The 11,487-nt window shown below is 69.8% G+C and carries 10 protein-coding genes; 4 read left to right on the plus strand and 6 right to left on the minus strand.

Annotation, left to right across the window (positions count from 1 at the left end):
• Positions 1-7: 7 nt before the first annotated feature.
• Entirely contained in the window at positions 8-1,105 is a 1,098-nt protein-coding gene (locus ACLIVD_RS09550) for a CaiB/BaiF CoA transferase family protein (RefSeq protein ID WP_491932357.1), read from the minus strand.
• Positions 1,106-1,250: 145 nt separating this feature from the next.
• Here ACLIVD_RS09550 and ACLIVD_RS09555 point away from each other — a divergent pair, with 145 nt between their 5' ends.
• The gene (locus ACLIVD_RS09555) at positions 1,251-1,628 is read left to right on the plus strand and encodes a VOC family protein (RefSeq protein ID WP_491932358.1); all 378 of its coding nucleotides are present in this window, start codon (positions 1,251-1,253) and stop codon (positions 1,626-1,628) included.
• Between the two features lie 6 nt (positions 1,629-1,634).
• On the opposite strand, the gene ACLIVD_RS09560 is transcribed toward ACLIVD_RS09555, so the two are convergent.
• The 4 genes from ACLIVD_RS09560 to ACLIVD_RS09575 form a co-directional block, all read right to left on the minus strand.
• On the minus strand, positions 1,635-2,537 hold the full coding sequence (locus ACLIVD_RS09560) for an SDR family oxidoreductase (protein ID WP_491932359.1): 903 nt from the start codon (positions 2,535-2,537) through the stop codon (positions 1,635-1,637).
• A gap of 98 nt (positions 2,538-2,635) precedes the next feature.
• Positions 2,636-4,102: a carboxylesterase/lipase family protein gene (locus ACLIVD_RS09565; protein ID WP_283354052.1), complete on the minus strand. Its 1,467-nt coding sequence runs from the start codon at positions 4,100-4,102 to the stop codon at positions 2,636-2,638.
• A complete protein-coding gene (locus ACLIVD_RS09570) occupies positions 4,099-5,628 on the minus strand; it encodes a carboxylesterase/lipase family protein (protein WP_491932360.1) in 1,530 nt (509 codons plus the stop codon). The genes ACLIVD_RS09565 and ACLIVD_RS09570 overlap by 4 nt, the downstream gene beginning before the upstream one ends.
• Positions 5,629-5,692: 64 nt before the next feature.
• On the minus strand, positions 5,693-7,126 hold the full coding sequence (locus tag ACLIVD_RS09575) for a dihydrolipoyl dehydrogenase family protein (RefSeq protein WP_491932361.1): 1,434 nt from the start codon (positions 7,124-7,126) through the stop codon (positions 5,693-5,695).
• Between the two features lie 88 nt (positions 7,127-7,214).
• Between ACLIVD_RS09575 and ACLIVD_RS09580 the strand changes: the two genes are divergently transcribed.
• Both ACLIVD_RS09580 and ACLIVD_RS09585 read left to right on the plus strand, forming a co-directional pair.
• On the plus strand, positions 7,215-7,967 hold the full coding sequence (locus tag ACLIVD_RS09580) for an SDR family oxidoreductase (RefSeq protein WP_280784125.1): 753 nt from the start codon (positions 7,215-7,217) through the stop codon (positions 7,965-7,967).
• 9 nt (positions 7,968-7,976) lie between these two features.
• Positions 7,977-9,341 (plus strand): NAD(P)/FAD-dependent oxidoreductase, encoded by a 1,365-nt coding sequence (locus ACLIVD_RS09585; RefSeq protein WP_283354049.1) that lies wholly within the window; start codon positions 7,977-7,979, stop codon positions 9,339-9,341.
• 2 nt (positions 9,342-9,343) lie between these two features.
• Here the strand turns inward: ACLIVD_RS09585 and ACLIVD_RS09590 are convergent, their stop codons facing one another.
• Positions 9,344-10,603, minus strand: coding sequence for a hypothetical protein (locus ACLIVD_RS09590; RefSeq protein WP_491932362.1), 1,260 nt, complete (start codon positions 10,601-10,603; stop codon positions 9,344-9,346).
• A 104-nt stretch (positions 10,604-10,707) separates the two neighbouring features.
• Here ACLIVD_RS09590 and ACLIVD_RS09595 point away from each other — a divergent pair, with 104 nt between their 5' ends.
• Entirely contained in the window at positions 10,708-11,487 is a 780-nt protein-coding gene (locus tag ACLIVD_RS09595) for an FAD:protein FMN transferase (protein WP_009478830.1), read from the plus strand.

Here is an 11,487-nt window from a genome sequence, read left to right on the forward strand (position 1 = left end):
GTGGGGGTCAGGTCCAGACGGTGTCGATGTCGACGCCCTCGCGGGCAGGCGGGGTGGGTACGCCGGCCGGGGTGCGGGAGAACCGCGGCGCCGGGGCGTGCTGCGTGACGCCGTCGAGATCGATCAGCGATCCGCGGGCGGCGATGTGCTCGTTGGACGGCGCCTCCGCGAACGTCAGCACGGGCGACACGCAGGCATCGGTGCCGAGGAAGATAGCGGCCCACTCGTCGCGGGTCTTCGACAGGAACTTCTCCGCGAAGACCTTCTTCATCTGCGGCCACGCCGAGATGTCCATCTGCTGCGGCAGTTCGGCGGGGTCGAGTTCGAGGCCCTGCAACAGCAGAGCGTAGAACTGCGGCTCGATCGAGCCGACGGCCATGTACTTGCCGTCGGACGTCTCGTAGGTGTCGTAGAACGGCGCGCCGGTGTCGAGCAGGTTGACACCCCGCTCGTCGGACCAGATTCCGCGGCCGCGGAACGCCCACATCATGTGCGAGAGGGCCAGCGCGCCGTCGACCATGGCCGCATCCACGACCTGGCCCTTGCCGGACGACTGGCGTTCCACCAGCGCCGACAGAATCCCGAAGATCAGGAACATCGAACCGCCGCCGAAGTCGCCGACCATGTTCAGCGGCGGCACGGGACGTTCACCCTTGCGGCCGATGGCGTGCAGGACACCGGTCAGCGAGATGTAGTTGATGTCGTGCCCGGCCGCGCTGGCCAGCGGGCCCTCCTGGCCCCAGCCCGTCATCCGTCCGTACACGAGTCGCTCGTTGCGCCCGAGGCAGACGTCCGGGCCCAGGCCCATGCGCTCGGTGACACCGGGGCGGAAGCCCTCGATCACGACGTCCGCGCGCTCGATCAGACCGAGAACCTTCTCCACCTGCTCGGGGTCCTTCAGATTGGCCTCGACGACGCGACGACCCCGCTGGATCTGGTCGTACGGGCCGTCCGGCGGAATCACTCCGGGACGCTGGACGCACACCACGTCGGCGCCGAGATCGGCCAGGAGGGCGGCGGCGTGCGGGCCCGGTCCGAGGCCTGCGAATTCGACGACGCGAATGCCCGCGAGGGGGCCCTTCTTCTCTGTAACTGGAGCAGACACGCGAGTTCCTCATTCCGGTACGAGACAACCTGTCGAATCGACGTTAACTTGCGACCCTCGGTCCGTGTGCCCCGGGTCACGGGATACCGCCGTCAGTGAGCCCGCGCTCTTGCCTGCCCGCGGGTGCGCGGGGCACAGTTGATTCATGAGTCTTCAGGGTGAGCTCGTGAGTTTCGTGGCCAGCACCGATCTGGACGTCTCGGAGATGTTCTACGTGGAGACCCTGGGGCTGACGCTCGACTCACGGGACGAGTTCGCGTTGGCCCTCGATTGCAACGGCTCCCTGCTCCGGGTCACGCTGGTGCAGGCGAAGGCCGACACCGGGTACACGGTGCTGGGGTGGAAGGTCGGCGACCTGAACAAGGTCGTCGAAACACTGCGCAGCAAGGGCATCGAGTTCACCGAGTACCCGGGCATGGATCAGGACGAGCACGCCGCCTGGCGCGCCCCGGATGGCATCCGCGTCGCGTGGTTCCGGGACCCGCACGGCAACGTGCTGTCGCTCTTCGAGGATCCGAACTGACCGGCGTCAGCGGCGGGCCGCACCGCGGCCGGCGAGCAGTGCCTCGGTGGCGTCCCACAACCGCGCGGCGAGTTCGGCGTCACGTGCGTCCTTGCTCGGGTGAACAACCTTGCAGCCCTTGACGTATTCGCCGGTGAACTTGCCGCTCTCCGTCGCGGTGGCGGTCCAGACCACCGTGTCCGCTGCCTTCGCGACGTCCGACGCGAACGGGGTCAGGAGTGTTCCCACCACCTGGTAGCCGAACAGACCCCGCCCGAGGGAGGTGCCGCGGACGAACCCGGGGTCGGCGCAATTGACGACCAGCCTCGCAGGATCGGACCGGCGCGCCAACTCGCGGGTGAACAGGGTCAGGGCGAGTTTGGAGTTGTTGTACGCACGCTGGCCGTGGAACGTGTCCTTCGTGCCGTCGAGGTCGTCGAAGTCGAGGTGCCCGCCGCGATGTCCCGGCGAGCTGACGTCGACGATGCGTGCCGGATGCCGGTAACCGGCGGCGTCGGCGGTCGACGCCTGCGCCATCGCCGGAGCCAGCGACGTCGCCAGCACGAACGGCGCGAGATAGTTCACGGCGAACATCTCTTCGAAGCCGTCCACCGTCAGTTGACGATGCCCCACGTCGATGCCCGCGTTGTTCACCAGCACATCGATCCGCGGGAACCGGTGCAGCAGTTCCTCCGACAGCCTGCGTGCACGGTCGAGCGAGGACAGGTCGGCGAGCGCCGAGTTCAGCCGGTCGCGGTCGGTGTTCTCGGACAGTTCGGCGATCACCGCGTCGATCCTGTCCTGGTCCCGGCCGACCAGAACGACGGTGGCCCCGCGGCGTGCGAGTTGGCGGCAGGTCTCCAGGCCGAGCCCCGAGGTGGCACCGGTGACCACCATGGTGCGGCCTGCGAGATCGTTCGACTCGGTCATTCTCGCCTCCCGAATGCAGGTCTCTACGAGACTAGGGCAACCGGGAGGGTCGCACCGGGGAACGAAAACACCGCGAATCCGCCCGCGACTGCCGCCGGCTAGCGTCGGTGCTCGTACCCCAGCCAGGCGCGTCGACGCTCACCGAGCGGATCGTTCTCCACCCGGCTCGTCGCGTCGATGATGAGCGTCTCGCGGCGCTCCGGCGAGTACCGGGGCCATCCGGGTGCCGGGGTCCCGTGCCGGGCGAAATGCAGCCAGTGCGACTGAACGGTGTCGGTGACGGCCCGCAACCCGCGGCGGCCCCCGAGCGCGGTGAGCAGCCGCGCCCACGGCCCGGTCAGCCCGAACACCGCGTACATCTCCGTCGCGTGGGTGGCGCCCAGCCCGAGGATGTGAAGCAACCGGGGTGCGAAGTCGTACCGGTAACTGTAGGTCGGTGCGACGGTCGTGTGACCCTGCGCGCACAGGACGGACGGTTCCCAGAACGTCACGTCGCCGCCGAGGTCCGCGGCCGCACGCCTCCCGGGATAACCGGGGTAGGCGGCGATGGCCCGTTCCTTCACCGACGCGTCCACGTGCGAGAACATCTTGTCGATCCGGGCGGGATCGGTGGGCAGGATGTTCAGGAACCGGGGAAAGACCCTGCCCTCGTGGCGGTTCGTGCCGATGATCAGCGGAACCGGGTGCCCGGAACCGGACGCGAAGCAGTCGAGCGGATGCGTGGGAAGGAAGAAGCCGTCGACGACGGGCGCGAACGCGCGGGTTCCCGGTTCCTCGTCGGCGCCCCGGTGCGCCAGTGTCGTCCCCGCTTCGACGAAGTCGGCCGGGTCGGCGGTCGCGAGCCACGTCGCGGCCTCGGAGAGCGGGACCCCGGCGATCTCGAGGAATTCGCGCGACCACCGCGCCGCCCGCTCGGGGTGGTACGCCGACGCCACCGGAGGGCTCTCCGCGATGGCCCGCGCGAACAGTCCTTTCGCGGCGGGGGTGGTCATGAGTGTGGTGACGGCGTTGGCGCCTGCGGATTCGCCGAAGACGGTGACGTTGTCGGGGTCGCCGCCGAATTCGGCGATGTTGCGTTGCACCCATTCGAGTGCGGCGACCTGGTCTCGGAGTCCGAGGTTGGAGTCGAAAGGTCGTTCGGGGGTGGAGAATTGGGTGAAGTCGAGGTATCCGAGCGATCCGAGGCGGTAGTTGATCGACACGTACACGATGTCGCCGCGGCGGACCAGCGATTCGCCGCTGTAGAGCGCCGAGGACGAAGACCCGCCGGAGTAGGCGCCGCCGTGGATGAACATCATCACCGGTCGCGGCGACTCGGATGTGGACCCGGGGGCGAGCACGTTGAGGGTGAGACAGTCCTCGTCGGTCCCATCGCCCTGCGGTGCGGGGGACCCGAAGTGGAAGGCCCGCCGGACCCCCGACCACGGTTCGACCGGGTGCGGGGCCCGCAACCGCAGCGGCCCGACGGGGGGAGCGGCGTAGGGGATACCCCGCCAGGCAGTCAGGTCGTCGATCCGGCGTCCTCCGACGGCGCCGGCTTCGGTGTGGACCTCGAGAGCGCTCACAGGCCCTGCCCGTAATAGCCCCGGTACCCCTCCCAGGCCAGCCTGCGCTCCCGGCGCGGATCGTCCTGGACGGTGGTGACGGTGTCGAACACGAGTGTTGCCCTCCTATCGGTGTCGTACTGCGGCCACGACGCCAACGGTGTTCCCTGCGAGGCGAAGTGCAGCCAGTGCCGCTGCACGGTGTCCGTCACGTCCTTGAGCCCGCGACGACCGCCGGGCAGGGTGAGGCCGCGGCCGATCAGGGTGTCGGCGATGTCGAACACCGCGAACAACTCGAATCCGTGTGTGGCGTCCAGTCCGAGCCATTTCATGGCGCGCGGAGCGAAGTCGAAACGATAGCTGAAGGTGGGGGCGAACGCGGAATGGGCCTCGGCCAGTTCGACCGACGGCTTCCAGAACGTGAGGTCGCCGCCCAGGTCGGTGGCCGCGTCCGGCGCCGGGTAGCCGGGATACGCGGCGGTGACGCGGGCCTCGGCGCCGGGGTCGGTGAGTGCGAACATCCGCCCGATCCGGTCGGGGTCGGTCGGCAGCGCGTCGAGGAGTTTCGGGAACAGGGTGCCCTCGCGGGCGTTGGTACCGATGATCAGCGGTACCCGGTGCGCCGAGCCGTCGGCGAACGCGTCGAGCGGCGGCTTCGGCAGGAAGTCGCCGTCGATCACGGGTCCGAACGGGTGCAGTCCCGGCGTCTCCGACAGCACTTTCGCGCCGAGACGATTTCCGGCCCGGCCCAGTGCGCCGACCGGTGACGAGGCGAGGGCCTCTGCGGCGGTGTCCGGTTCGGCCCCGAGCAGCGTCACGTAGTCGGATGCCCACCGGGCGGCGCGGTCGGCGGTGGTGACGAGGCCGGGGGCGGAACTCTCCGAGATGGCCCGCGCGAACAGTCCTTTCGCGGCGGGGGTGGTCATGAGTGTGGTGACGGCGTTGGCGCCCGCGGATTCGCCGAAGACGGTGACGTTGTCGGGGTCGCCGCCGAATTCGGCGATGTTGCGTTGCACCCATTCGAGTGCGGCGACCTGGTCTCGGAGTCCGAGGTTGGAGTCGAAAGGTCGTTCGGGGGTGGAGAATTGGGTGAAGTCGAGGTATCCGAGCGATCCGAGGCGGTAGTTGATCGACACATACACGATGTCGCCGCGGCGGACCAGCGACTGTCCGCCGTAGAGCGCGGTCGCCGACATGCCCAGCGTGTACGCGCCGCCGTGGATGAACACCATCACCGGGCGTGCCCCGGACGTGCCGGGCGTGGCCAGCACGTTGAGCGTCAGGCAGTTCTCGCTGGACGGCTGATACTTGCCTGGCCGGAGAGCGGTGAACTTCTTGTGCTGCACGGCGGCGTCGCCGAATTCGGAGGCGTCGAACTCACCGGACCACGGCGTGACCGGCTGGGGTGCGCGCAACCGCAGCGGCCCGACCGGGGGAGCCGCGTAGGGAATTCCCCGCCACGCGACCAGGTCGCCGACGCGCCGGCCACGGACCACCCCTGCGGTCGTCCTCACCAGCGTGTCGGTTGTGAGAGTGTCAGACGCCATGTCGGAAACTATACGGAGACCGCCTGAGGGGGCATTCACCTCCGCCGACGGTGTTCCGTTCAGCTCAGCGCCGCGCCTCCAGCAGCCGCAGCCACACCTCGCTCACCGTCGGGTACGACGGGACCGCGTGCCACAGCGAGTCCAGCGGCACCTTCCCGACCAGCGCGATGGTGGCGGCATGGATGAGCTCGCCGACATCCGTGCCCGCGAACGTCGCCCCGACCAGGGTGTCGGTGGCCCGGTCGATCACGAGCTTGGCGTGACCACTGAAATCGTCGCGCGCCAGTGACGAGCCGGCGACGGCGATGTCGACCTCGACGGTCTCCACGTCCACGCCGGCGTCGCGTGCCTCCCTCTCGGTGATCCCGACGGCCGAGACCTCCGGGTCGGCGAACACCACCTGGGGAACCTGGCCGTGATCGGCGGTCGCCCGGAAGCGGGCCCCCTCCAGCGGCCTGCCCTCGGCGCGCGCGGCGATCACGTCGCCGCAGACGCGGGCCTGGTATTTGCCCATGTGAGTGAGCAGCGCGCGGCCGTTGGCGTCGCCGACGGCGTACAACCATTCGTCCGCCGTCGTCAGGTGGTCGTCCGTGGTGAGGTATCCGTGGGAGTTCAGCAGTCGCGCGTCGAGGCCGAGCGCCGCCGTCGCCGGCGTGCGCCCGGTCGCGACGACGACCTCGTCGACGACGAGCGGATCCTGTCCCGCCACGTCCAGAGTCACCGGGCCGCCGTGGATGCGGCCGATCCCCGTGTCCCGGGCGTCGGCCCGCTCGACGCCGCGAAGGTCCGCGCCGAACAGGACCCGCGCACCCTTCTTCTCCAGCGAGCGGGCCACCCGCTCACCGGCGAACGGCTCGTTCTTGGGGAGCAGCGCCCGGCCGCGCACCACCATCGTCAGTTCCTCGACACCGAGGTCCAGCAGCCACGTCGCGCTCTCACAGGCCACGACGCCGCCGCCGATCACGGCCACCCGGCGCGGAATCTCTCTCAGGTTGGTGGCGTCCCGCGAGATCCACGGCAACGCCGCTCGCAGGCCGGGGGTGTCGGGGACCGCGGCGGTCGTCCCGGTGGCGACCACGACGGCGTGCCGGGCGCGCAACCGGCGGGAATCGCCGACCGTCACCGTGCGGTCCCCGGTGATGCGTGCCGATCCGCGGATGACGTCGATCCCCTGCGAGTCGGCCCACATCACCTGCGAGGAGTCGTCGTGGTTGCCGGTGAACGAGTCGCGTCGCGCCAGCACGGCGTCCACGTCGAGCGGACCGGCCGACACCCCGGGCATGTTGCGCGCCGCCCCGAGGACCTCACCGGGACGCAGCAGTGCCTTGCTGGGCATGCACGCCCAGTAGGAGCATTCCCCGCCGACGAGTTCGTGTTCGATCAGTGCCGCGGTGCGGTCGCTGCCCGCGATGGCGTAACTCGCCGCGTTCTCACCGGCGGGGCCGCCTCCGATCACGATGACATCGAACTCTTCCGCGCCGCTCCCCGAGTCAGTCATACCTGTAACCGTAAGCCGGTCGGTGGTGGATGTCAGAGGTTCAGGCGGGCCCCTCGCGTTGTTACCCGCGGGTAGATAGTGTGGCGGAATGAGACGGCAGAAGATTCTGATCACCGGGGCCAGCTCGGGACTCGGCGAGGAGATGGCTCGCCGGTTCGCCGCCCAGGGACGAGACCTCGCGCTGTGTGCGCGACGCGTCGAGCGGCTCGAGTCCGTGCGTGACGAGTTGCGGGCGGCGCATCCCGGGATCACCGTCGCCATCCGCGAACTCGACGTCACCGACCATGACGCGGTGATCCGCGTTTTCGGGGAACTGCGCGCCGAGCTGGGCGGGCTCGACCGCGTCGTCGTCAACGCCGGACTCGGCAAAGGGGCCCGGATCGGAACGGGCCGGGCCGACGCCAATCTCGCCACCGTCCGCACCAACTTCGTCGGTGCCCTGTCGCAGTGCGAGGCGGCGCTCGGCATCTTCCGCGAACAGAACGCCGGGCACCTGGTGCTCGTGTCCTCGATCAGTGCCGATCGTGGTCTGCCCGGCCCGAAGGCGGCGTACTCGGCGAGCAAAGCCGGAGTGTCGGCCCTCGGCGAGGCGCTCACCGCGGAGCTGGCGAAGAGTCCGATCGTGGTGACCACGCTGCTGCCCGGGTACATCGCCACCGACATGTCGGGCCGGGCCGGCGACACTGCCAAGATGACGGCCACCCTCGACGACGGCGTCGATGCGATGGTCGCGGCCATCGAGAAGGAGACGAACCGCGCTGCGCTACCCGGAATCACATGGCGAGGAATCGACCTCGCATTGAGATTCCTTCCTCATGCATGGACATCCCGGTTCGTGTAGGACTGACCTATGACGACCGCCCAGGAATCCTCGTCCCTCGGCCTGCAGCGTTCGAGGCCGCGTGTCGTCATCGTCGGGGGAGGGTTCGGCGGAATCCACGCCGCCCGGCGGCTCCGCGACGTCGACGTGGACGTCACCCTGCTGGACCGGGGAACCAGCCACCTCTTCCAGCCGCTGCTCTATCAATGCGCGACGGGGTTGCTCTCCGAGGGCGAGATCAGCAGCCCGCTGCGGCACCTGCTGCGCGGCAACCGCAACGTGCACGTCGCCCTCGGGGAGGCGCACGCGATCGACGCCGTCAGCAGGGTCCTGACCGCCAGTCGCTTCGACGGATCCACATTCGACCTGCCCTACGACTACCTGATCGTCGCCGCGGGCATGCGACAGACGTACCACGGGCACGACGAGTACATAAAATGGGCGCCGGGGATGAAGACCCTCGACGACGCGCTCGCCATTCGCCGGAAGCTGATCTGCGCCTTCGAGATGGCCGAATCGCTGCCCACCGCGGAGGAACGCAGGCCGTGGCTGACCTTCGCCGTCGCGGGCGGTGGGCCCACCGGGGTCGAACTGGCGGGCCAGATCCGGGAACTCGCCGTGCACGCTCTCGCCCACGAGTTCCAGTCCATCGACCCCTGCGAGGCCCGGGTTCTGCTGTTCCACGGCGGCGACCGCGTTCTCCCGTCGTTCAATCGGAAACTGTCCGCGGCGGCGCAGCGCACCCTCGACAAGATCGGCGTCGAAACGCACCTCGGGGTGCACGTCACCGACGTCTGCGAGACCAGCATCGAGACGACGGCCAAGAATGCTGCGCGCACCAAGAAGCGCTACGGGGCTCGCACGATCCTCTGGACCGCGGGCGTCGAGGCCGTGCCGTTCGCGGAAGCTCTCGCGAATGCGCTGGGCGTGAAGCAGATTCAGGGCGGGCGCATCGCCGTCGAACCCGACCTCACCGTGCCCGGACACCCGAACGTCTGGGTGATCGGCGACCTGATGTCGCTGAACGACCTCCCCGGCGTGGCCGAGGTCGCGATGCAGGGCGGCAAGCACGTCGGTGGGTGCATCGCCCGCACGGTCGCGGGGGGAACGCCCGACCGCAAACCCTTCAAGTACCGCGACCTGGGGAGCGCGGCGTACATCGCCCGCAGGCATGCGCTGCTTCAGGCGGGCCCGATCCGGATGTCCGGGTTCCTGGGCTGGGTGTCGTGGGGCGCCATCCACATCGCGTTCCTCGCCGGGTACCGCAACCGGTTCGGCACCCTGCTCAACTGGGCCGTCACGCTGGCGTCGCGGACGCGCCGGGAGCGGGCGATCACCTACGGCGATCCGCAGTCGGCGCGTCAGCCCTACGCCGAACCCGCGTCCGAGTCCTGACGTCACCAGCCGCGGGCATCGAGACCGTGCCGGGCGAGGACGGTCGTCGCCCGCTCCCGGAGTTCCGCGCGGTCCGGACTGTCCAGCGATTCGAGCGCGAGGGTGTAGCTGCCGCCGAATCGGCTGAGATAGGCGGACAGCCGGGTGCGGCTGGTCACGACACCCGGATGCACGGCCCGGGTGGCGATGCCGGTGGCGCGGTGACCGCCGATCGAGACGAGCGCCTCGGGTAGCGGTCCGATGTTCGAACACAGCACGTCCCGTTCGCCGGGGTTACCCGTGAGGGCATGCGCCACCCGGTCGGGGACCAGTTGCAGCATCTCCTCCGGGAACCCGGCCGGACTCGTCATCGCGGGCGCGGAGAACGCCGCGCGGCTCGCCGCCCGCACATCCGCGACGGTGTCCTGCGGGCCGACATCCACCTCGACCATGGCGACGGAGTTCGCGGTACCCGACGAGGTGGCCGCGCCCCGCAGGTCCATCGGCACACTGATCGTGAGCGGGCGGGACTCGCCGTCCCGCCGCGCCAATTCGGCCACCACGGCCAGGAACAGGCTGTTCGGGGTTCCGCCTGCCTGCTCCGCGGCGGCGTCCCACTGCTCGGCGTCCACGTCCAGCACCGCCGACACAGGTGAGTGGCAAAGTGTGCCGGGGGACGCTTTGCCACTCACGTGCAGGAAGCGGCGGAGTTCCGCGCGACGGGCCCCGCTCACCACGAGACCGGTGACCGCACGCACGGTTCCCTCGGTCACGCGGCGGGCGAGCCGGGTGGCGTCCCACATGTCCGCGACAGCGCCTTCCGCACCTCCCTGATCCGACGGGGGTAGTCCCCGCAGCGCCGCCGCGATGGCGGCCGCCAGCCCGCGCGCATCCGCGATCACGTGCGAACACACCAGCGACAGCACCGTGCCTCCGCCCGCCGGTCGTGCGCACGCCAGACGCCAGGCGGGACCTCGCTCGGGGTCCACCGACAACGAGCCCTGCTCGTCGGCCCACGCGAGGACCGCCCCGGCCTGGATCTCCGCGTCTTCGACGGGAAAGGCGTCGGTACTCGGCTCGAACCGGGGCCGCGCGCCGGGAATCCGCGGACGCACCACCCGCCTTCCCAGCGGTCCGCGGGCGAAGTCTGCGCTCAGGGCATCGAGGGTCGAGGCGGTCACCTCCCCGTCGGTACGCCACAGGCCCTGCATCACGATCGGCGTTCCCCACCCCCGATGGGTGCGCAGGAACATCTCGTCGACGACGCTCAATCGGGCGCTCACCAGCGAAGTGTACGACCGGTCGAGGTGGTCGCAGGAGGCCGACCTCTGGACAGCCGGCGCATACTGGAAGTGCAGCGCTGTACGGACCGCACACGGAGAACACCATGGTTAGCGTCGAGAAATGGAAGGTGTGGGGTTCCGTCGTGGAAGTCGACGTCACCGAAGGCGCCGCCCTACCCGAGGCTGCAGCGCTGATCGCGGCCGTCATCGACGAGACCGAATCGGTCTGCGACATCCACCGCGGCGACGCCGAGATCCACGCCGTCAACCTCTCGCAGGGCGCGCCGGTGAAGGTCAGCCGGCGGATGTCCGCACTGCTGCGGTCGGCGCTCTGGGCCGCCCGGATGACCGACGGGGTGGTGAACCCGCTCGCCACCGAATCTCCTGACGAGGACCTGATCCCCACCGTGCACCCGGCACCCAGCTTCCTCGACGTCCAGATCGACGACGACGTCGTGTTCGCGCCGTGGGGCGCCTCGTTCGACATCACCGACACCGCCAAGGCCGACACGGTGGACCGGGCGGCGGAACTGGTGGCCCGCCAACTCGAGTGCGGGGCCGCCGTGCGTATCGGCGACGTCGTCGCGACGGCCGGGCACTGTCCCGCCGGCGGCTGGCAGATCCCGGTGCCCGGCGACGGCGAGGTCGAACTGGTGAACGGGACGGCGATGGCGACGGCGTTCGCGCCCCCGGCTGCCGAACCGCCCACCGCCACCGAGTGGGAGACCGTGTCGGTGATCGCCGACGACGCGCTCTGGGCGTACGCGGCCAGCGTCGCTGCCCTCGCCCGCGGCATCGGTGCGATCCGCTGGATCGAACAGCACGAATTGCGCGCCCGGCTGGTGGACCGGTCGGGCCGGGTCTACACCACCGAGAGCTGGTGA

This window comes from Rhodococcus sp. G6(2025) (genome assembly GCF_058628105.1).

What these genes read in the sequence shown, in the direction of transcription:
- ACLIVD_RS09585 (WP_283354049.1), top strand. Translation starts at nt 7,977, where the DNA reads ATGACGACCGCCCAGGAATCCTCGTCCCTCGGCCTGCAGCGTTCGAGG.
- ACLIVD_RS09595 (WP_009478830.1), top strand. Translation starts at nt 10,708, where the DNA reads ATGGTTAGCGTCGAGAAATGGAAGGTGTGGGGTTCCGTCGTGGAAGTC.
- ACLIVD_RS09560 (WP_491932359.1), bottom strand. Translation starts at nt 2,537, where the DNA reads ATGACCGAGTCGAACGATCTCGCAGGCCGCACCATGGTGGTCACCGGT.
- ACLIVD_RS09570 (WP_491932360.1), bottom strand. Translation starts at nt 5,628, where the DNA reads ATGGCGTCTGACACTCTCACAACCGACACGCTGGTGAGGACGACCGCA.
- ACLIVD_RS09555 (WP_491932358.1), top strand. Translation starts at nt 1,251, where the DNA reads ATGAGTCTTCAGGGTGAGCTCGTGAGTTTCGTGGCCAGCACCGATCTG.
- ACLIVD_RS09580 (WP_280784125.1), top strand. Translation starts at nt 7,215, where the DNA reads ATGAGACGGCAGAAGATTCTGATCACCGGGGCCAGCTCGGGACTCGGC.
- ACLIVD_RS09575 (WP_491932361.1), bottom strand. Translation starts at nt 7,126, where the DNA reads ATGACTGACTCGGGGAGCGGCGCGGAAGAGTTCGATGTCATCGTGATC.